This is a genomic window from Paenibacillus sp. 2TAB19 (assembly GCF_052115185.1).
Classification (GTDB): domain Bacteria; phylum Bacillota; class Bacilli; order Paenibacillales; family Paenibacillaceae; genus Pristimantibacillus.
Genome location: NZ_JBFRGE010000052.1, coordinates 1 through 20,476, shown reverse-complemented (window position 1 = coordinate 20,476; position 20,476 = coordinate 1). Strand labels below are relative to the sequence as shown.

At 50.6% G+C, this 20,476-nt stretch carries 17 protein-coding genes and 1 other annotated feature (1 of these 18 cut by a window edge); of the genes, 15 read left to right on the top strand and 2 right to left on the bottom strand.

What is annotated here, in order from left to right:
* Positions 1-47, top strand: a binding site (T-box leader); it begins 172 nt to the left of the window's first position.
* Between the two features lie 101 nt (positions 48-148).
* Complete coding sequence (leuS, locus tag AB4Z33_RS21090) at positions 149-2,587, top strand: leucine--tRNA ligase (RefSeq protein WP_442051795.1); 2,439 nt, start codon at positions 149-151, stop codon at positions 2,585-2,587.
* Between the two features lie 55 nt (positions 2,588-2,642).
* On the opposite strand, the gene comER is transcribed toward leuS, so the two are convergent.
* Positions 2,643-3,482: a late competence protein ComER gene (gene comER / locus AB4Z33_RS21085; RefSeq protein WP_442051769.1), complete on the bottom strand. Its 840-nt coding sequence runs from the start codon at positions 3,480-3,482 to the stop codon at positions 2,643-2,645.
* A gap of 135 nt (positions 3,483-3,617) precedes the next feature.
* On the opposite strand from comER, the gene AB4Z33_RS21080 reads away from it, so the two are divergent.
* From AB4Z33_RS21080 to holA, 7 genes are all read left to right on the top strand, one after another.
* The gene (locus tag AB4Z33_RS21080) at positions 3,618-4,160 is read left to right on the top strand and encodes a ComEA family DNA-binding protein (RefSeq protein WP_442051768.1); all 543 of its coding nucleotides are present in this window, start codon (positions 3,618-3,620) and stop codon (positions 4,158-4,160) included.
* Positions 4,161-4,275: 115 nt separating this feature from the next.
* On the top strand, positions 4,276-5,574 hold the full coding sequence (locus AB4Z33_RS21075) for a homocysteine synthase (protein WP_442051767.1): 1,299 nt from the start codon (positions 4,276-4,278) through the stop codon (positions 5,572-5,574).
* 88 nt (positions 5,575-5,662) lie between these two features.
* A complete protein-coding gene (locus AB4Z33_RS21070; RefSeq protein WP_337101556.1) occupies positions 5,663-6,193 on the top strand; it encodes a deoxycytidylate deaminase in 531 nt (176 codons plus the stop codon).
* A gap of 121 nt (positions 6,194-6,314) precedes the next feature.
* Entirely contained in the window at positions 6,315-8,969 is a 2,655-nt protein-coding gene (locus AB4Z33_RS21065) for a ComEC/Rec2 family competence protein (protein WP_442051766.1), read from the top strand.
* A 376-nt stretch (positions 8,970-9,345) separates the two neighbouring features.
* Positions 9,346-9,894 carry an RNA polymerase sigma factor gene (locus AB4Z33_RS21060; protein WP_442051765.1) on the top strand — a complete coding sequence of 183 codons (549 nt, stop codon included), beginning with the start codon at positions 9,346-9,348 and terminating at the stop codon, positions 9,892-9,894.
* Entirely contained in the window at positions 9,891-10,970 is a 1,080-nt protein-coding gene (locus tag AB4Z33_RS21055) for an anti-sigma factor family protein (protein ID WP_442051764.1), read from the top strand. Before AB4Z33_RS21060 ends, AB4Z33_RS21055 begins: the two co-directional genes overlap by 4 nt.
* 368 nt (positions 10,971-11,338) lie before the next feature.
* Entirely contained in the window at positions 11,339-12,373 is a 1,035-nt protein-coding gene (gene holA / locus AB4Z33_RS21050) for a DNA polymerase III subunit delta (RefSeq protein ID WP_442051763.1), read from the top strand.
* A gap of 129 nt (positions 12,374-12,502) precedes the next feature.
* Here the strand turns inward: holA and rpsT are convergent, their stop codons facing one another.
* Positions 12,503-12,775: a 30S ribosomal protein S20 gene (gene rpsT, locus AB4Z33_RS21045; protein ID WP_337101560.1), complete on the bottom strand. Its 273-nt coding sequence runs from the start codon at positions 12,773-12,775 to the stop codon at positions 12,503-12,505.
* A 208-nt stretch (positions 12,776-12,983) separates the two neighbouring features.
* Here rpsT and gpr point away from each other — a divergent pair, with 208 nt between their 5' ends.
* The 7 genes from gpr to AB4Z33_RS21010 form a co-directional block, all read left to right on the top strand.
* Positions 12,984-13,988 (top strand): GPR endopeptidase, encoded by a 1,005-nt coding sequence (gene gpr / locus AB4Z33_RS21040; RefSeq protein ID WP_442051762.1) that lies wholly within the window; start codon positions 12,984-12,986, stop codon positions 13,986-13,988.
* 197 nt (positions 13,989-14,185) lie between these two features.
* Positions 14,186-15,457 (top strand): stage II sporulation protein P, encoded by a 1,272-nt coding sequence (gene spoIIP, locus AB4Z33_RS21035; protein ID WP_442051794.1) that lies wholly within the window; start codon positions 14,186-14,188, stop codon positions 15,455-15,457.
* 24 nt (positions 15,458-15,481) lie between these two features.
* Positions 15,482-15,937, top strand: coding sequence for a hypothetical protein (locus tag AB4Z33_RS21030; RefSeq protein WP_442051761.1), 456 nt, complete (start codon positions 15,482-15,484; stop codon positions 15,935-15,937).
* 81 nt (positions 15,938-16,018) lie between these two features.
* Positions 16,019-17,836: a translation elongation factor 4 gene (gene lepA, locus AB4Z33_RS21025; protein WP_442051760.1), complete on the top strand. Its 1,818-nt coding sequence runs from the start codon at positions 16,019-16,021 to the stop codon at positions 17,834-17,836.
* 98 nt (positions 17,837-17,934) lie between these two features.
* On the top strand, positions 17,935-19,110 hold the full coding sequence (gene hemW / locus AB4Z33_RS21020) for a radical SAM family heme chaperone HemW (protein WP_442051759.1): 1,176 nt from the start codon (positions 17,935-17,937) through the stop codon (positions 19,108-19,110).
* Positions 19,111-19,208: 98 nt separating this feature from the next.
* The gene (locus AB4Z33_RS21015) at positions 19,209-19,676 is read left to right on the top strand and encodes an N-acetyltransferase (protein ID WP_337101566.1); all 468 of its coding nucleotides are present in this window, start codon (positions 19,209-19,211) and stop codon (positions 19,674-19,676) included.
* Between the two features lie 280 nt (positions 19,677-19,956).
* On the top strand, positions 19,957-20,476 hold a 520-nt coding region (locus tag AB4Z33_RS21010; RefSeq protein WP_442051758.1), incomplete at its 3' end, for a stalk domain-containing protein.

Here is a 20,476-nt window from a genome sequence, read left to right as displayed (position 1 = left end):
GTCGCTAACTAGGGTGGTACCACGGGAGCTCAACTCTCGTCCCTAGCGTAATACGCTAGGGGCGGGAGTTTTTTTATTGCAATCTAAGCCTAGCCTTGGATTGAGCGCTTAATCGTGAGTAAGTTTAACTTTGTAGGAGGAATAGATGATGAGTCAGGAGCAGCAATTTCACGGCTACAACCCGCTTGTTGTAGAGCCGAAGTGGCAGCAATATTGGGATAAGAACAAGACGTTCCAAACGAAGGAAGAGCAAGGCAAACCTAAATTTTACGCACTCGACATGTTCCCGTATCCATCTGGAGCAGGCTTGCATGTAGGCCATCCGGAAGGTTATACCGCAACAGATATCGTATCCCGCTACAAGCGCATGCAGGGCTATAATGTCCTTCATCCAATGGGCTGGGACGCTTTCGGCTTGCCGGCCGAGCAGCACGCGCTCGATACAGGCCAGCATCCAAGAGACATTACGTTCAAAAATATCGACAACTTCCGCCGTCAAATCAAATCGCTAGGTTTCTCCTACGATTGGGATCGCGAGTTCAGCACGACGGACCCGGATTATTATAAATGGACGCAGTGGATTTTCATCCAATTGTACAACCGCGGACTTGCTTATGTAGCAGAGGTTCCGGTTAACTGGTGTCCGGCGCTTGGCACCGTTCTTGCTAATGAGGAAGTCATCGACGGCCTAAGCGAACGCGGCGGCCATCCGGTTATTCGCAAGCCGATGCGTCAATGGATTCTGAGAATTACCGAGTACGCGGAGCGTTTGCTTGAAGATCTGGAAGAGCTGGATTGGACGGAAAGCATTAAAGATATGCAGCGCAACTGGATCGGCAAGTCGACGGGCGCGGAAGTGACGTTCGCAATTGACGGCCATAACGATTCGCTAGTTGTGTTCACAACCCGTCCCGACACGCTGTTCGGCGCTACGTATTGCGTGCTTGCACCTGAGCATGAGCTGGTAGCTTCCATTACGACAGCCGATCAGAAGGCTGCTGTTGAAGCTTATCAAGACGCTGCTGCTCGCAAGAGCGATTTGGAACGTACAGATTTGGCGAAGGACAAGACAGGCGTATTCACTGGCGCTTATGCGATCAACCCGGTGAATGGAGCTAAGACGCCGATCTGGATTGCCGATTACGTGCTTGCAGGCTACGGMACGGGAGCAATTATGGCCGTACCTGGTCATGACGTACGCGACTGGGAGTTTGCGAAGCAGTTCGGGTTGCCGATTATCGAGGTTGTTGAAGGCGGAGACGTAACGAAAGAAGCTTTTGCTGGAGACGGCCCGCATGTTAACTCCGATTTCATTAACGGTCTGAACAATGAAGAGGCAATTGCCGCAATGATTAAGCATTTGCAAGAGACTGGCAAGGGCCAAGGAAAAGTGACTTATCGCTTGCGCGACTGGCTGTTCAGCCGTCAACGCTACTGGGGCGAGCCGATTCCGATTCTCCACTTGGAGGATGGAACGATGAAGCCTGTCCCTGAGGATCAGCTGCCGCTGCTGCTGCCTGATGTCGATGCGATCAAGCCGTCCGGAACGGGCGAATCACCGCTAGCGAACGTCACTGAATGGGTCAATACAATCGATCCGGAGACGGGGATGAATGCTCGCCGCGAGACGAACACGATGCCGCAATGGGCAGGCAGCTGCTGGTATTACTTGCGCTTCATCGATCCGAAGAACGAGAATGAGATTTGTTCCAAGGAGAAGCAAAAGGAATGGCTGCCGGTCGATCTTTATATCGGCGGCGCGGAGCATGCGGTGCTTCACTTGCTGTATGCGCGCTTCTGGCATAAAGTGCTGTACGATATTGGCGTTGTCGATACGAAGGAGCCGTTCCACAAGCTCGTTAACCAAGGGATGATTCTTGGTACGAACAACGAGAAGATGTCCAAATCACGCGGCAATGTCATCAACCCGGACGACATCGTAGGCGAGTTCGGCGCAGATACGCTTCGCATGTACGAAATGTTCATGGGTCCGCTTGAAGCGACGAAGCCGTGGAATACGAACGGGGTTGAAGGCACTTACCGTTTCTTGAGCCGCGTATGGCGCTTGTTCATTAACGAGGACGGCAGCTTGAGCGCGAAAATAACRGATGGCGATACTAGCGATGCGTTCAAGCGCACATGGCATCGTTCGATTAAGAAGGTAACCGAGGATTACGAAAACCTTCGTTTCAATACGGTCATTAGCCAGTTGATGATCTTCGTTAACGAAGCCTACAAGACGGAAGTGCTTCCGCGTGAGGCGATGGCGCAGTTCTTGCAAATGCTGTCCCCGATCGCTCCGCATATTACGGAAGAGTTGTGGGAGAAGCTTGGACGCGCGGAGACGATTACGTATTCCGAGTGGCCGAAGTACGAGGAAGCTTGGACGGTCGATCAAGAGGTAGAGATTGTCGTTCAAGTGAACGGCAAGATCGTAGAACGCGTCTCGATCGCTGCCGATACAGAAACGGACGAGATGGAACGCCTGGCGAAGGAGCTCGAGAAGGTTCAAGAGCTTATCGCGGGCAAAACCGTTCGCAAAGTGGTTGCCGTAAAAGGCAAGCTTGTTAACATCGTAGCCAACTAATACGAATACAGCCGCAAAACTTCGAAGAGGTGAGCGGGCTTTAGCTGAAGCACAGCTATTGCCCGTTCACCTCTTCGCTCATAAATGAGGCAGAAACCTTGATTAAATCGTCCTTATACTTGTTATGCGTCGTACGAATAAGCTGATTGAACATGCCGCCTGTCTCACGCTTCAAGTATTCCAGTGCTTGCGCCGTTATTCCGCCTGGTACGGCGACCTTCTCCTGCACGTCGGCAGGCGTTAATCCGCCCTCCGTCAGCAGCAATCCGGTTCCGAGCATCATCGCGCTTGCGACCTTGCGCGCTTCTTCGCGCGCGATCCCTGTTTCTTCGACTGCAGCTTCGATGAATTGCTCCAGCAGAAACGTAAAGAAGGCTGGACCGCAGCTCGATAAATCGGACACGATTCGCGTATGGGATTCTTGAATGCGAAGCGGTTCGCTAATGTAGGCGAGGAGTTGTTCAAGCTTCGTTTTATCCGCCTCGTTCATTCGTTTGCCATAGATGCATAACGTGGCGCCGCTCGATACTTGGTTCGTAATGCTTGGAATGACTTTTGCGATTTTGCAGTCCAGTTCGTCTTCGAGCTGGGCGATCAGCACGGGACTCGTGATGGACACGATGATTTGACTGGGATGGACGATGTGCTTCAAATCGTCGACCGCTTTCTTGAACTCATGAGGCTTGATGCACAAAAAAACAATTTCGCTGCCGCAAGCAACCGCAGCATTCGTCGTCTCTGCTGTCATGCCGGAGTAACGGTCAGCCAAAGCTTGCGCCTTTGCAAAGGTGCGGTTGCTAATAACAATTTGTGCAGGCGAAAGCGCGCCCGATGCGATAAAAGCCTCAATCAGCAGGCTTCCCATCGTTCCCGTCCCGATAAATCCGACATTCATGCGGAGCCCCCCTAAGCATAAGCCGCGTTTTGCGTACTCTCTTACCATATTCTGCATGACTTGTTCCATATGCACGCAATTAAGATAACAGACACTTCTAGCTAATATATGAAAATAAAGAGGAGCTGTTGCGTAATGCAAAAAAAGTATGCTCGTGTGGAGATGAAGTTATGGCTGCCGGCGGCGGTTTGTCTAGCAGCGGCAGCGGTTTTGCTCGTCGCAGCATTCACTCAGCCTAAGCAGGATAACCGTGAACAATGGACTGCATTGAATGACGAGGTGGAGCTTGCTTTGAAGGAGCTGGAGCCGGATGCTTCAACGCGCGGTGAGGAGGCGGCTGGTTCAAAGAACGAGGCAGGCGATGCTCATGAGGGTGAGGAGAGGCGCGCTGTGAACGACGAAGCAGGGAAGACGGGTAGCGCAGCTGATGCTGATGATGCTCAAGCGGACAGCGAGCTAATGATTGAAGATGACCAGACGGGCAAGCTTGATATTAACCGAGCGACCGCAGAAGAACTGGATGCGTTGAAAGGAATCGGCCCCGCTAAGGCGCAGGCTATTGTCGATGATAGGGAGAAGAATGGTCCTTTTGCCACGGTAAATGATCTGCTCAGAGTGCGAGGAATAGGCGAAAAGCTGCTTGYGGGCATGAAAGAGGGCATTGTGGCTCGTCCATGATTGTGAGATAATGGAAGGAATCGGTTGCAGCAGGAGTCTGAAGCTGACGAGGCAGGTATCCTGCTTTGACCGCAGTGCCATTATCATTTACTTTTATAGGAGGCGTTCAATTAAGATGTCTGAACAACGCAAGCTCTCACTTGATACGGTAGCCGTCCACGGAGGCCAACAAATCGATCCAACGACAATGTCGCGCGCAGTACCGATCTACCAAACGACGTCGTACGGATTTAGAGATACAGATCACGCAGCAAGCTTATTCTCTTTGCAGGAATTCGGCAACATTTATACGCGCCTAATGAACCCGACATCGGACGTATTCGAGAAGCGCGTAGCTGAGCTCGAAGGCGCACCGGCAGCGCTTGCGGTCGCATCCGGCCAGTCTGCTATTACTTATGCACTGCTGAACATTGCAGGCGCCGGTGACGAGATCGTCTCTGCGACAAGCCTGTATGGCGGTACATACAACCTGTTCTCCACGACGCTTCCGAAGCTTGGCATTACAGTCAAATTCGTAGATCCTTCGAATCCGGAGAACTTCCGCGCTGCGATTACAGAGCGCACGAAAGCCGTATATGCGGAGACGATCGGCAATCCGAAGGGCGATATTATCGACCTGGAAGCTGTTGCGGCGATCGCGCATGAGAACGGCATTCCGTTCATCGTGGACAATACGTTCCCAAGTCCTTACCTATGCCGTCCGATTGAACATGGAGTCGATATCGTTGTCCATTCCGCTACGAAGTTCATTGGCGGTCACGGCACATCGATAGGCGGCGTTATCGTCGACGGAGGCAAGTTCGATTGGAAGGCAAGCGGTAAGTTCCCTGGCCTTACCGAACCGGACCCAAGCTATCACGGCGTTGTATATACGGATGCGGTTGGTCCGATAGCTTATATTATTAAAGCTCGCGTACAGCTGCTTCGCGATATGGGCGCGGCTTTATCGCCGTTCAACTCGTTCCTGCTGCTGCAAGGACTTGAGACGCTGCATTTGCGTATGGAGCGCCATAGCTCGAATGCTCAGCAGGTGGCCGAGTTCCTGGAAGCTCATGAGTCGGTTGAATGGGTGAACTACCCGGGCCTTCCAAGCCATCCATCCTATGAGCTGGCGCAGAAGTATTTGCCGAAGGGCAAAGGCGCTATTCTTACATTCGGAATTAAAGGCGGCGTAGAAGCCGGCAAGAAAGTGATCAATTCCGTTAAGCTGTTCTCTCATCTCGCTAACGTCGGCGATTCGAAGTCGCTTATCATTCATCCGGCGAGTACGACGCACCAGCAGCTGTCGGCCGATGAGCAGGATGCGGCAGGCGTTGCGCCAGGCATGATTCGCTTGTCGATCGGAACGGAAGGCATCGACGATATTTTGGCAGACCTGAGTCAGGCGCTTACGCTTAGCCAACAGGGTGCATAAGACGAAATCATAACATAACGGCACATAGTCAAGCTTACAGCATGAAGGATAGAAGCAGCATGAGCAAGAGAGAGGAAGAAGCTGAACAATGTTGAAGGAAACACAAGAGACTGCCCGTAAAGATTGGGATACGTATTTCATGGATATCGCCTACATGGTGTCAACGCGATCGCGCTGTCCAAGAAGACATGTCGGAGCCGTGCTCGTACAGGGCAAGAAGCTGCTCGGGACTGCTTATAACGGCGCGCCAATGGGCGTACACGATTGCCTGGAAGAGGGCTGTATGATCGCGGAAGAGATCGAGATGAAGCTCGTGGACGGCAAGGAGCAGGTTGTGAAGAAGCAGCGCTGCATTCGGACCATACATGCCGAGCAAAATCTCCTCCTGTTCACCGATCGCGCAGACCGCGAAGGGTCGGTCGTCTACGTGACGGATCAGCCGTGCTGGACGTGCGCGAATATGCTTGCCAATAGCGGTATCGTAGAGATCGTATATCATCGCAGCTATCCGAAGGACAGCGAGAAAGTCGCTGCGCTAATGGAACAGAAGGGAATTGTGTTTCGCAGCTTGGATCAGTTCGATCCGCCGGCTCAAGCTCAGATGGAAATTACATTGTAGTAAATCGTATTTCAATATTAAAGTGGCAGAGGAAGAACCTCCGCTTGCATCTTTTTTGATGCCGGCGGTGGTTCTTTTTGTTGTTTTGTTGCGATGTTGCAGGTAGGAAAGGGGGAGCGGGATGAACAGAAGGCCGCTTATTTGGTTTGTGCTATGTTATGTGTGCGGAAGCGCGGCTGCGGCGGGACTTAACGCGCAAGGCGTCGTATATGCCGGCGAGGCGGCCTTGTTCGGGGCCGCCGCCTGCGTGATGTTAGGGAAGGCGTCGCCGAGACTGGCGATCGCCTGCTTGCTCGCGGCGGGGCTTGCGGCAGGGGAGCGTCTATGGGCGGATGCCCATAACGTGACCGGGCTGCCGGAGCTGCTGGCCGCCGCCGAGGCGGAAGGGCCGCGAGCCGGATTCGAGGCGGAGGCGGAGGGGGTTATCGTGTCGGTCGTAGAGGTCGACGGCGACCGGGTCAGCTTCCGCGTCAGGACGGAACGTCTGCGCGTGAAGGGGGATGCGAAGCCGCGAGCTGTGCGCGAGCGGCTGATCGTTCAGGTGCGGCTGGCGGAGCAGCCGGAGCAAGTTGTTGCCGCGGGCTGGAAGCGCGGCGACAAGGTCGTGATTAGCGGCGAGCTAGCGCAGCCGGCCGCAGCAACGAATAGCGGCGGCTTCGATTACCGCCGCTATCTTCGCAGCCAGCGCATCCACTGGCTGCTCAAGGTCAAGGGCGCCGCCTACGTCAAAGCGTCGGCGGGCCCAGCCTGGACCGCGGCCGCTATGCTCGGCCGCATCGATGCCGCGCGCGACAGCCTCGGCGCACGGATGAACGCCCTGTACCCGTCCGATCAGTCCGGGTACATGAAGGGTCTCGTCCTCGGCATCCGCGAGGACCTCGACCCGCAGCAGTTCCAGCAATTCTCGCGTCTTGGTCTGACGCATATATTGGCCATTTCAGGACTGCACGTCGCGGTGTTCCTCTACGCGCTTGGAGGACTGCTGCGGCTCGCAAGGCTGACGCGCGAGCGAACGCTTCTGCTGCTTATGATTGCCGTACCGCTATATGTCCTGCTCTCCGGCGCATCGCCATCCGTCGTGCGAGCCGGACTTATGGCGATACTCGGCCTGCTTGCAGCGCGGCTGGGCAAACTTAAGGACGGGCTGCATCTGCTGGCGGCAGCTGCTTTGGTTATGCTCATCTACGATCCCTATTTCCTCGAGAATGTAAGCTTCCAGTTGTCTTTCATTGTCACGATCGGGCTAATACTCGGCGTCAATCCAGTGCGAAAGGCAATGCCTGAGTGGCGCAGGGGCAAGGCGCTGCTTGACCTTGCGGCAGTGACGCTCGTCGCGCAGCTTGTATCGTTTCCGATATCGATCTATTACTTTAACCAATTTCATCTATTGTCGCTTCCGGCCAATTTCATTCTCGTCCCGTTTATTAGCTTTGTCGTCATGCCGATAGGTGCTGGAGCGCTCATTATCAGCCTGTTATGGGAGGGCGGCGGTAAGACGCTCTCTTATGTATCCCATTATGCCAACGAATGGACGTTCGCTCTTGTCGAGAAGTTAGCTGCGGTCGATAGTCTTCGAACGATCTGGGCGAGCCCGCCCTTATGGTGGGTTGTTGCTTGGCTGGCAGCACTGTGCTTGACGTTTCATTGGCTTAATCAGCGCGTTCGTCCTCAGCTTAATGAAAACAATCCTATAGATCAGATAACAGATCGTTTGGTTGTACCCACGATTCCGCTTCCTGTTGGCACTTCGAACGATGTCGTGCTTCCCGACCCGTTAATCGAGTTACGACAACGCCTTAACCTGTCAACGATAAGGGAGGAGCACTCAGTGGGTGAAGTACTTCGCAAAGTGTACAAGCCTCTTGTAATGATAATGATTATAGGAACACTCTTATTTTTGGCATACGATCCCGATCGATGGGATAACAAGGCGAAGATCAGCGTCATCGATGTCGGACAAGGGGATGCCATCCATATTAGAACGCCAGAAGGCAAGCATATGCTTATCGACGGGGGCGGTACTTTATCTTTCGTGAAGCCAGGCGAAGAATGGCGTGCGAGAAGCGATCCTTTCGAGGTAGGACGCAAGCTTCTAGTACCGCTTTTAATGAAGCGAGGCGCGCGGGAGATTGACGTTCTTGTGATTACTCATCTTGACAGCGATCATATAAGGGGACTGCAGGCAGTGATTGAATCGATTCCCGTCAAAAGTATTTGGTGGAATGGATCGGTCAAGCAAGCTGAGGACGCAGAGAAGCTTATCCAGACTGCGCTTGACAAGTCTATCCCCATGTACGGAGTTTATGCGGGGATGGAGATGAATGTTGATGACAGTACGGATGTTCAAGTGTTATGGCCGCCGCAACAATCAAATGACGTTATTGAAGTACAGCAGGAGCAGAATGAGCTAAGCGTCGTCTTGTCCCTTCGAATCCACGAACAATTATTCGTTATGTCCGGCGATATCAATGCGTCTACGGAGCACGCGATTATCGACCTGATGCGCCAAACCAACCATGCCATTGACCCAATCGACCGTGCAGCTGTATTAAAGATCGCTCATCATGGCAGCAGGTTCTCGACAAGCGATGAATGGCTTCATTATTGGCGGCCAATGGGTGCGGCAGCTTCGGTTGGAGCAACGAACAGCTACGGTCACCCTCATCCGGACGTTCTTGCCAAACTTGCTGCGGCTGGAGCTCGGCTATGGCGAACCGACCTGGACGGAGAGATCCAATTCTCCATATCGGAGAAAGGACTATTTGTTGGAAATTAGAGTTGATGATGAATCAAAAGCATAGCTGCTAAAAGTCATTATATTAGCCCCGCTCATCGAGCAGAGGGCTTATTGACGTTTGTAAATGCAAGCGGAACATCGCATTTCTATATACGGGCAACTGAATATTTGGTATCCTTTAATGTGGARTTGTCTGTCATGAAACTTTTCTAATAATTCTTAGTATATAAATTAGCGTATACAGCTGTGATCGAACTCTGACTGTGGGGGCTTAACTGCCGCAGTGTGTTGGCGATTAGAAGCTAATTAAAGGCGAACTTCATATTTCTTAATATTTCTTAAGAATTCTTAAAAAAAATTGCAACTTTTAATGCAACCGCCTCGTCAGAGAGGTTGCAAGAGAGGGGGATCCTTCGTGGTGGAGCCGGACCTCATACGAGCCGCTCAGTCGGGAGATCGCGACGCTTTAATAACTCTATTGCGTGAGATTGAAACCCATGTTTATCGKACAGCCTATTATATATTGAATAACGAGCAGGACGCTATGGATGCGGCCCAGGAGKCGCTTATACGCATCTATACGAAGATCAGCTCTTATGAAGAGAAGGCTCAATTCAAGACATGGATTCAACGAATCGTGACYAACATATGTATCGATAAATTTCGAAGGAATAAGCCGACGGTATCGATTGACGAGCATGAGATGGTTTTTCGCGAGAAGCAGAAWGTAGAGGACGAGGTTATGTCCGCGTATGCGGTACAAGACATTCGGTCCGCGATCGAGAAGCTTCCCGAGCATCATCGGGCTGTCGTCGTGCTTCGTTATTTGCAGGATTTTTCGTACAACGAAATTGCCGATTCGCTCGATTTGCCGCTCAATACGGTGAAGTCTTATTTGTTTAGAGCTAGACAGCAACTGCAAACTTTACTCCATGATTATCAGAAAGGTGGTGTCCGGGGATGAATTGTCAAGAGGTGATGGATTTAATGCACAGGCAGCTAGATGGCGATCTCGACGAGAGCGAGTACAGCGTCTTGATAGATCATACTAGACATTGTCCGGACTGTGCAGCAATGTATGATAGACTTCAGTTGCTGTCCGCCGAACTTACTAGTTTGCCTAAGGTTGTTCCAAGCTATAGCTTAGTCGATGCGATATTGCCGGAGCTACAGCGTTTGGATCTGGAAGAGCGAAACGATTCGATGTATGTCGTTCATAAGGATGAAGTTGAACAGGAGCAGGGTAAGCTTGCAGCTCGCCGGTTGGCACGCAGCCGACGTCTTCCATCGCTTCGGTATGTGGGCGGGATCATAGCGGCAGGCGTCGTCGCCGGCTTGTTCATTATTGGCTATAACGCAGGAATCGGCCCGGGCTTCGACAACGACAGTGCGAATTCGATGACTGCTCAAGAATCGGCTTCCAATGACACGATGGACATTGCTCAGCGAAGCGACGTATATAGCTTGAAATCGGACCAAAAAATAGAGCAGGACGCGTCTGCCGCCGAAGAGGACATCGAATCGTCAGGTGATTCAGATGGCGGTGCTCAGCCTAGCGTTCGCACGCAAGGAAATGAAGGATCACCTGCAGCAGGAGCTCCAGACCAGTTAGACGAAGCAACGAGCTCGGGAGAAGTCGGCAAACAACCGATACCTGAATCCGAACCGGAGATGGAGACGTCTAATACCTTGGAAAGCGGAGCGTTAAGCGGCGATGGAATGAGCAATAAGTCCGGAACCGACACCTTTACCTCTACGCCGGGCACTCAAGGGATTATGAGCGAAGTGCCGGTTGCGATTACTGCCATTTCACCTAATGGAGAATGGCAAGCGGTCGCGGAAGGCTTTAAGGTGAAGATATTTAAGGCTGCGGATCAATCGCTTCTGTTCGAGACGGACCGAAAGAACGGCAAGCTTGCCGGGCTCGTCTGGTCAGACGACAATACCGTGCTGAACTATGAAGTACAGTTGGAACAAGGCGCTAGTGAGAAATACGTTATAGACGTAAAGGCGGGAAGCGACACGAAGGCGCAACATTAATTTGCGGGTATTCGCACACTATCCTGAAGCTTTGCGTATAGTATAAGCAACGAGCAACCATTGCAAGCTGGCGAGAGCGTGACGAACGTATGACCAACCGTAGGGCGGTACCATGGACCTGCCTGCGGCTGTTTATATAGATGTTCGGCAAGCTGGGTCGGGCTGACTGTTAACGGAGTAGGGCATCCGGATAATAGTGAGAACCGGGTCATGTTGAGGGATAAGCGTTGTTTGTTTCATGAATCAGCTCTTATCTTTGGACAAAGGGATGTAGCCTTCTGACGGCACATCCCTTTGTTGCCGTCTATTCTAAGTCATCGTGTGCCAAGCCGAGATTAAGGACATCATTGGGAAGGCGGTGAATACGATTGGATCCGAAGGAAGCATTAAAGGAAATTAAGGGAGGCCGTTTCAGACCGATCTATGTATTGTACGGTAAGGATCGTTACCGCGTTCAGCATTTTATTGATACGTTATCGGACAAGCTGTTTACGTCTGATGAGAGGGAGCTCGGCATCGTTAAATTCGATACCGCCGAGACATCGATCGAGGAAGCCGTATTGGAAGCGGAGACGCTGCCATTCTTTGTGCCGCGCAAGCTCGTGTTAATTCGAGATATGAATGTGTTTGCCGCTGGCGGCAAAGAAGGCGGCAAGATCGAGCATAAGCCCGAGAAGCTGTTGCAGTACATAGAGAATCCTTCCGAAACGTCGGTTATTGTGGTAAGCGTGCATGCGGAAAAGCTGGATGAACGCCGTAAGCTGGTGAAGACACTTAAGGATCGCCATTCGCTAATCGCTTTTCCAGAGCTGGACGCGGCGCAATTGAAGCAATGGATGATCAAGCGTGCAGCAGAACAGCAGAGAACTCTCGAGTCAGATGCAGCCGATCTTCTCTTCATGCGGACAGGCGCCAATATGCAGCAGCTGGCGCAAGAGGTAGACAAGCTTTGTCTGCATGCTGGAGCAGGGGGGACGATTACCGCTGAAGAAGCGTCGATGCTTACTGCCGCAACGGCCGAAGAGGATGTATTCGCGCTTATCGAAGCTATCGCTGAGCTGCGTATCGACCGTGCGCTCCGTATGTATCGCGAGCTGCTCATCAGGCGGGAAGAGCCGATTAAGATTGCTGCGCTCATCGCAAGGCAGCTGCGTATCATGCTGCAGATTAAGGAGCTTGAGCAGCATCAGTATTCGCCGCAGCAGATGGCGGGGCAGCTCGGCCTTCATCCTTATGCGGTGAAGCTGTCAGCGGAGAAGAGCCGCAAGTTCCAAACAGCAAGACTTGGGCAACTGCTCGCGTCGTTAGCCGACCTGGATTACAAAATGAAGACAGGCGCCATTGACAAGACATTAGGACTTGAATTGTACTTGCTATCATTAGGACTTGAGCAGAGAGCGTAGCCGCGACATTGCGGCAGCGCTGCTGCTCTTTTTTTATCTCAAACTGGAATTCCCACTATGCCTTATAACAAAAAAAACGGCTTCACCGTTCGCTAAGCGATCGATGAAGCCGTTTCAACTTGGCTGTTATTAAGCTTGTGCCGACAAGGCATTCAGCTTTTTAGCAAGGCGCGATTTTTTGCGGGAAGCCGCATTTTTATGAATCAGGCCTTTCGTAGCTGCTTTGTCCAATTTTTTGGTAGCAGCGATCAATGCAGCTTTAGCTGCGTTAACGTCAGTGCCAGCAATTGCTTGGTCAGCAGATTTAACGGCCGAACGAAGTGCGGATTTTTGGGATGCGTTCAAAGCACGGCGTTTTTCGCTTGTTTTGACGCGTTTAATTGCGGATTTAATGTTTGGCATGGAATTCACCTCCTAAACTGTTCACAACGGTAAATATCTAGATAACACAACTTAAAATATATTATCATGCAGGTTGCCAAAAAGCAATAGTAACCAATGTGAGGTCTAGACGTCAATAGGATGCAGCCAAAGAAATCAAAGTATGAAAATGATCTCCTTGCAAACAATAACGAAAGTACATACGTACGCAAGAAGGGAGCACCGAACAATGAGTGAGCTTGATCTGCAGCAATATAATATTCGAACCGACTTGGCGCTGGAAGCGAAAGAAATGGCGGAAACGCCGGGCGGCGGTCCCATACCCGGCATTGTCTCCGAGGTGACGGAGGATAAAGGCATTACGATTACGCAGCTGCATGTGCAGAATGAGCAGGGCTCGCAGGCTATCGGCAAAATGCAAGGCCAATACGTAACAATCGAGGTACCGGAGCTGCGCAATCAGGATACGGAGCTTCAAGACCGGGTGGCAACGGCGTTCGCCAAACATTTCGAGAAGTTTCTAGAGCGGCTCGGCATTAACAAAATGGCCAAAGTATTGATCGTCGGCTTGGGCAACTGGAATGTTACTCCCGACGCGCTTGGACCGCTAGTCGTCGAGAACGTTATGGTTACTCGGCATTACTTTGAATTAATGCCCGATCAAGTCGCGCCAGGCTATCGTCCCGTTAGCGCGATCGCGCCAGGCGTACTCGGCATTACAGGCATCGAGTCAAGCGAGATCGTACAAGGGATCGTGGAGCGCTCGAAGCCTGATCTTGTTATTGCAATCGACGCTTTGGCGTCTAAAGCGATTGAACGGGTGAATACGACGATTCAAATTGCGGACACAGGCATTCATCCCGGCTCGGGTATAGGCAATAAGCGCAAAGGATTGACGAAAGAAATATTGGGCGTGCCTGTCATCGCGATCGGCGTGCCGACCGTCGTGTACGCTTCGACCATTGTCAACAATACGCTCGAGATGATGAGATCCCATATCGAGAAGCAGAAGGGCGATTCGAATCATATTTTCGGAGTCATGAACCAGTTGCCCGAACAAGAGCGGCTTCAGCTTGTAAAGGAAGTTCTGAGTCCGCTTGGCCATGATCTGCTCGTTACCCCGAAGGAGATAGACCAGTTTATTGAGGATATTGCCAACATTATCGCAAGCGGACTTAACGCTTCGCTTCATGATGCGGTGGATACCGATAATGTGGCTGCCTATACGCATTAAGGATCACATGTGACGTCCCGGTCTTTGGCTGGGACGTTCTTTTTTGCATTCCTACCTTTTCACATAAAACGATCCTCTCCCAATCCAAATCTATGAGATTGTAACCAACAAACTGCTCTCTAGTGGTTCTATGAACTCGGCGGCGATCATAGATTAATAGTAGCTAACGGACATTTAAGACGGGAGGAATACAAGTGATGAAACGAACGATGATGCTGCTGGATTTCGGGAAAGAAAGCAGGCGGATACGAAATTTGCTGGTGACGGGGCGCACGTTTGCGCTTCTTTCATTTAGCTCGACCTTATTTTTTATTTTGATAGGATTAGCGGGCATGGCTCATCAGCAATCGACGGCCGATCCGGTCAATTCAATGAAAGGCTTCGCTGCATCGGTATCTAGCGGCTTCTTTGGGGACATGCTAGAGATGGAGATGCCTGCATTCCAGAGCAGCGGCGAATCGGGTTCACTTTCCAGCAAGCAAATCAGMAAATTTCTCATTCGTGCGTTAACCGATATTAATCCGAATGATCCGAAAAGTCTTCTTGCGGGGGAATTGCCGGGTATGAGCGCGAACGACGCATTCCTAATTCGGCAGGGCATTGGAACGGACACCGCAATTGGACCGGAAGACAATACGCCAATCATATCCGAGCCTAATACGGGCACAGGTATTGGTTCTGAAGGCTCTGAGGGCTCTGAAGGCTCTGAAGGCTCTGAAGGCGCAACCGATCCTGGAGCTGCACCAACAACGCCAGCGACCGATGCTCCATCGCAAGGTGATGGAGACGAACCGTCAGAGCCAACGACAGGTGGCGAGGACGTTGTCTTCATCTATCATTCGCATAATCGCGAATCCTGGTTCCCTGAATTGACGGAGAAGATGAAGGATCCGAACTCCACGACGACTAACATCACTTTGGTCGGCAAAAGACTCGCGGATAAATTGGAGGAAGAAGGCGTCGGCGCGCTGCACAGCAAGACTGACTACCCGACCGCGATTAAGGATTACCGCTGGGAGCTGTCCTACAAATATTCGATGAAGACCGTGAAGGAAGCGATTGCGAGCAGCAAGAAGCTTAAGTTTTTTTTCGATCTGCATCGCGATTCGCAGAAGCGTAAATATACGACGATTGATATTAAGGGCAAAAGTTATGCTCAGGTGTATTTTATAATCGGCCACAAAAATCCGAACTGGAAAGAAAACGAAGAGTTCGCTACGCAAATCCATGAAGAGCTGGAGAAAAAGTATCCTGGCATATCGCGCGGCATTTGGGGCAAGACAGCTGCTACAGGTAATGGGGAATATAATCAATCGCTCGCTTCGGACAGCGTGCTAATCGAGATCGGCGGTGTAGATAACACGCTTGAGGAATCTTACCGTACGGCAGATGCGCTTGCGGAAGTCATTGGCGAGATCTACTGGGAAGATGCGAAGGTAACAGCTCCTAATACAAAGAAGCCATTATGAACGAGTGGAAGGGAAGAATGAGCGATGAAGAAGGGTGCGCTTAAGTGGACGCTGCTGGGAGGCGCGATTGTGTTTATTGTCTTATACGGAATCGAGATGTCTTCATCCGGCATTGAGCGCATTAACGGTTCCTTCGAGGAAACGGAATCGGGCAGCGGCTACTATGACGAATACGAAAGTGACGGAACTGAGGAAAATATAGAGCAGCAGGATGAGAACTTGGTCTATGCGCGTAAGATTGAGCAATTGGAGCGGGAGCTTGAGGAGACGAAGCGTCTGCTGACCAAAGCTGGCAAAGCAGATGCCGGAGCAGACGAGAATGCGGTTGTCGATGAGAACGAGCGGCTGCCTGGTATTCCGCTTCAAGAGAACGAGCCCGCCGTCGACAAGCTGGCGGAATCCGCTTCAGGAATGCTGCAGTCTGTATCGAGCGGAGGCATCCGTTTCGTCGTCTCGATCTTCGACGGATTGACGAAGTAAGAATGAACATTGCCCACATGCCCCTTAAGCTGATATACTAGAAAGAATGAGTAGAATTATTGGAAATTGTGGGGGTTAGGCATGACAGACGTTCGTGACCGACAAAAGAAAATTAGAAATTTTTCTATTATTGCGCATATAGACCATGGCAAATCAACTTTAGCCGACCGGATACTGGAGTATACCGGCGCACTTACTTCCCGCGAGATGCAATCGCAGGTTCTTGATCAGATGGATCTGGAGCGGGAACGCGGCATTACCATTAAACTTCAAGCTGTTAGATTAGGATACCGCGCCGACGACGGCGAAGAGTACATTCTGAACTTGATCGATACGCCGGGACACGTCGACTTTACATACGAGGTATCTCGAAGCATGGCGGCCTGCGAAGGAGCACTGCTTGTTGTTGACGCGGCGCAGGGTATCGAGGCGCAGACGCTTGCCAACGTTTACTTGGCATTGGACAACAGCCTGGAGATCTTGCCTGTCATTAATAAGATCGATTTGCCTAGCGCCGAGCCTGAACGAGTGAAGCAGGAAATCGAGGATGTTATCGGCCTTGATGCAAGCGAAGCCGTTCTTGCATCAGCGAAAGCGGGTATCGGCATAAAGGAAATATTGGAGCAGGTCGTAGCCAAAGTTCCTGCACCGACCGGAGATCCGGATGAGCCGCTTAAGGCACTTATATTCGACTCACACTACGATCCCTACAAAGGCGTAATCGTATATGTGCGCGTCATGGACGGAAGCATCAAAGCCGGCAAGAAAATTCGCTTCATGGCAACAGGAGCGGAATTCGAAGTCATTGAGGTCGGCGCCTTCAAGCCGCGGATGACGATTGTCGACGAGCTGGCCGTAGGCGACGTAGGCTTCGTTGTAGCAGGCATCAAAAACGTGAAGGATACGCGTGTCGGCGATACGGTGACGGAAGCGAAGCGTCCGGCTCCAGAGCCGCTGCCAGGTTACCGTCGTATTAATCCGATGGTATTCTGCGGCTTGTATCCGATCGAGACGCAAGATTACAATGATTTGCGCGAAGCGCTTGAGAAGCTTGAGCTGAACGACGCATCGCTCAGATACGAGCCGGAATCTTCGACAGCACTTGGCTTCGGCTTCCGCTGCGGATTCTTGGGACTGCTGCATATGGAGATTATTCAGGAGCGTATCGAGCGCGAGTTCAATATTCCGCTTATTACGACGGCGCCAAGCGTTATTTACAAAGTAACGTTGACGAACGGCGATACAATGGATATCGATAACCCGTCGAACTATCCTGAAGCGGGCAAGCTTGATTATGTTGAAGAGCCCTTCGTTAAAGCGGGCATTATCGTGCCTAACGACTATGTCGGAGCGATCATGGAGCTTTGTCAAAATAAACGCGGCGAGTTCGTTAACATGGAATACTTGGATACGAACCGCGTTACGCTTACGTACCAAATCCCGTTGTCCGAGATTGTATATGATTTCTTCGATCAATTGAAGTCGAATACGAAGGGTTACGCTTCGTTCGATTATGAAGTATCCGGCTATCGCCGCTCGAATCTCGTGAAGATGGACATCATGCTGAACGGCGAGCAGGTTGACGCCTTGTCGGTCATCGTTCACCGCGATCGCGCATACAACCGTGGACGTCTCATTTGCGAGAAAATGAAAGAGCTTATCCCGCGTCAAATGTTCGAGGTGCCGATCCAGGCATCGATCGGAACGAAGGTCATTGCCCGCGAGACGGTTAAGGCTATGCGCAAGAACGTTCTTGCCAAGTGTTACGGCGGCGACATCAGCCGTAAGCGTAAGCTGCTTGAGAAGCAAAAGGAAGGCAAGAAGCGGATGAAGCAGGTCGGCAGCGTAGAGGTGCCGCAGGAAGCGTTCATGGCTGTTCTTAAGATCGACGAGAATTAAGCTTAAGCGACTAAAGTAGCGAAGCGAGGGAGAGCGCGGCTCTCCTTCTTTTTATTGAGATATTATTTTTTTAGCGCACGACGGAAGGAGGACTAACGATGAATGTTACAAGTGTCATACAATCGCCAAGAGCGTTATATATTCACATTCCCTTTTGTACGAACAAATGTCATTATTGCGACTTTACTTCCTATGTATTGAAGGGTCAGCCCGTCGATCAATATTTGATTGCGCTAGAGCAGGAGATGAAGCGGACGACCGAGCTGCTGCCGCCCGTGGAGATCGATACCGTCTTCGTAGGCGGGGGTACGCCGACCGTACTGACACCGCCGCAGATGAAAGTGTTTCTTGATGCGGTTAAGTCTCATTTTCCACTCGCTCCGAACGTTGAATTCACGATGGAAGCGAATCCCGGAACTACGGATATCGAGAAGCTACAGGCGATGCGAGATGGCGGAGTCAATCGAATCAGCTTTGGTGTTCAGTCGTTCGATAATGGCTTGCTGGAGCGAATCGGTCGTATCCATAGTGTAGATGATGTATACCGGAGCTTGGAGAATGCACGCAAGGTCGGCTTCACCAATATGTCGATCGACCTTATGTTCGGCTTGCCGGGTCAGACGATCGAGCATTTGACGAGCAGCGTCGAGAGCGCGCTTGCGCTCGATTTGAAGCACTATTCGATATACAGCTTGAAGGTTGAGGAGAATACGCTGTTCCACAAGCTGTATGAGCGCAATGAGCTACCTTTGCCAACTGAGGATGAAGAATTTAATATGTTCATTCGGTTAATGGATTTGCTGAAGGCCGGCGGCTACGAGCATTATGAGATCAGCAACTTTGCAAAACCGGGATATGAAAGCCGTCACAACTCTACGTATTGGCGCAATGAGCCGTATTACGGCCTCGGTGCAGGCGCGCATGGCTACGCCAATCGTCAGCGTCATGTGAATTTGAAAGGAATTACGCCTTACATTGATGCTGCCTCCGAGAAGCTGCCGCGGCTGGACTCTTTCGAGGTGAGCGAGCAAGAAGCAATGGAGGATTTCATGATGGTAGGCTTGCGGCTGCTCTCAGGCGTTCGCTCTTCGAATTTCTCCAAGCAGTTTGGCGGCGGCCTATCACTGGAACAGAAGTTTGGTCCGACGATAGACAAGCTTATAAGAGACGGCTTGCTCGAGAAGCTGGAATTATCGGACGATACCGTATATAAGCTTACTTCACAAGGTGTTTTGCTCGGAAATGAAGTGTTCGGAGCTTTCCTCGAGGGCTAATGATCGGCACTATTTTTACTATTGTGTTAAAATACATTGTGTTGTATATTTATTCATATTGTTTTTATCATCAGTGGTGAGCGGAGGCGAAGGCAGCGATGCAGGCATTAGAGGTTCTATGCAGAAAAGCGACGTCCGATGATATCGAGACGTTGTTTCAATTAATTAAGGGTTATGCCGAGAAAGGCATTATGCTGCCTCGTACACGAGAAGCTCTGCAACATATAATAGATACTTTCGTCGTTGCCGAGGTTGACGGTGTTGTCGTTGGCTGCGGCTCCTTAAGCAGGCTTGGCGACGACTTGGTGGAAATTCGCTCGCTCGGGATGACGGATGGTTACAGAGGGCTTGGCATCGGCAACAAGCTTGTCGAGAGCTTGATCGAGCAGGCCAAGGCGCTGAACGTTACTAAAGTGATGGCCCTCACGTACGCGGACAACTTCTTCAAGCGCAACGGCTTCACGATCGTGGAGAAAGAGATTTTTCCGGAGAAGGTGTGGAAGGACTGCGTCAACTGCCCGAAGCAGCATGCATGCGATGAAATCGCCGTGCTCAGAACGGTTTAATGAAGCAAAAGACGCTTGTTATCAACTGCAATCACGTTTAATAGGAGAAACCACGGTATCATTGGGATGCTTAACATACTAATGATACCGTGTTTTTTTTGTTGTTTGTAAAAATTGTGATGTTCAATATAGAGGTTACCCCCTTGTTTCGAGAAAAAATATTTACTCAACTGTATTTGAAATATGCAACAATTTATAGTGTTCAAATTAGATAGCGAGAATGAGATCTAGGGAGTACTGCATCAATCCAATTCAAAAACATATTTATGGAGATGTAAAAATGAAAAAATTTATAATCGGCTTTCTTTGCGGAGCAGCATTGTTTGGATCGACTACCTCTTTTGCAGCAGATACGTACAAAAAGATTCAAGTTTTTCTTAGAGACGATATTAAAGTGAATACAAATGGGACACAGGTTAAGTTAGCAAAACAAGCAATAACTTATGAAGGAAGCACCTACTTATCTGTTCGAGATTTAGCATCCGTTTTTGGCAAGGAGATTGCTTGGGATTCCTCGGCTAAGACAGTTGAGATTCATGATTATAATTCTGAGACAGAGCCTTCTCAAGGATCAAGTAATCAACAGCCTGAAATTTTGAACGATTATTTACCGACTTCTTCGACACCTGCAATTAGAGTTAATGGAGTCGTATATCTTCCGCTTAGAGAAGGCGGAGAAAAATATGATATTTCTATAAATTATGATGCTCAAACAAAGTCGGTTGGTTTTGTAGGTACGGATTTCAAGTTAATCATTTCTGAAAATCTTGACTTGAAAAAATCACAAGATTCATTTGTAT

Excerpts from the sequence above, each read along its gene's own strand:
- comER (WP_442051769.1), bottom strand. The coding sequence starts at position 3,482 with ATGAATGTCGGATTTATCGGGACGGGAACGATGGGAAGCCTGCTGATT.
- AB4Z33_RS21075 (WP_442051767.1), top strand. The coding sequence starts at position 4,276 with ATGTCTGAACAACGCAAGCTCTCACTTGATACGGTAGCCGTCCACGGA.
- AB4Z33_RS21070 (WP_337101556.1), top strand. The coding sequence starts at position 5,663 with ATGTTGAAGGAAACACAAGAGACTGCCCGTAAAGATTGGGATACGTAT.
- AB4Z33_RS21065 (WP_442051766.1), top strand. The coding sequence starts at position 6,315 with ATGAACAGAAGGCCGCTTATTTGGTTTGTGCTATGTTATGTGTGCGGA.
- AB4Z33_RS21055 (WP_442051764.1), top strand. The coding sequence starts at position 9,891 with ATGAATTGTCAAGAGGTGATGGATTTAATGCACAGGCAGCTAGATGGC.
- rpsT (WP_337101560.1), bottom strand. The coding sequence starts at position 12,775 with ATGCCAAACATTAAATCCGCAATTAAACGCGTCAAAACAAGCGAAAAA.
- gpr (WP_442051762.1), top strand. The coding sequence starts at position 12,984 with ATGAGTGAGCTTGATCTGCAGCAATATAATATTCGAACCGACTTGGCG.
- AB4Z33_RS21030 (WP_442051761.1), top strand. The coding sequence starts at position 15,482 with ATGAAGAAGGGTGCGCTTAAGTGGACGCTGCTGGGAGGCGCGATTGTG.
- lepA (WP_442051760.1), top strand. The coding sequence starts at position 16,019 with ATGACAGACGTTCGTGACCGACAAAAGAAAATTAGAAATTTTTCTATT.
- hemW (WP_442051759.1), top strand. The coding sequence starts at position 17,935 with ATGAATGTTACAAGTGTCATACAATCGCCAAGAGCGTTATATATTCAC.
- AB4Z33_RS21015 (WP_337101566.1), top strand. The coding sequence starts at position 19,209 with ATGCAGGCATTAGAGGTTCTATGCAGAAAAGCGACGTCCGATGATATC.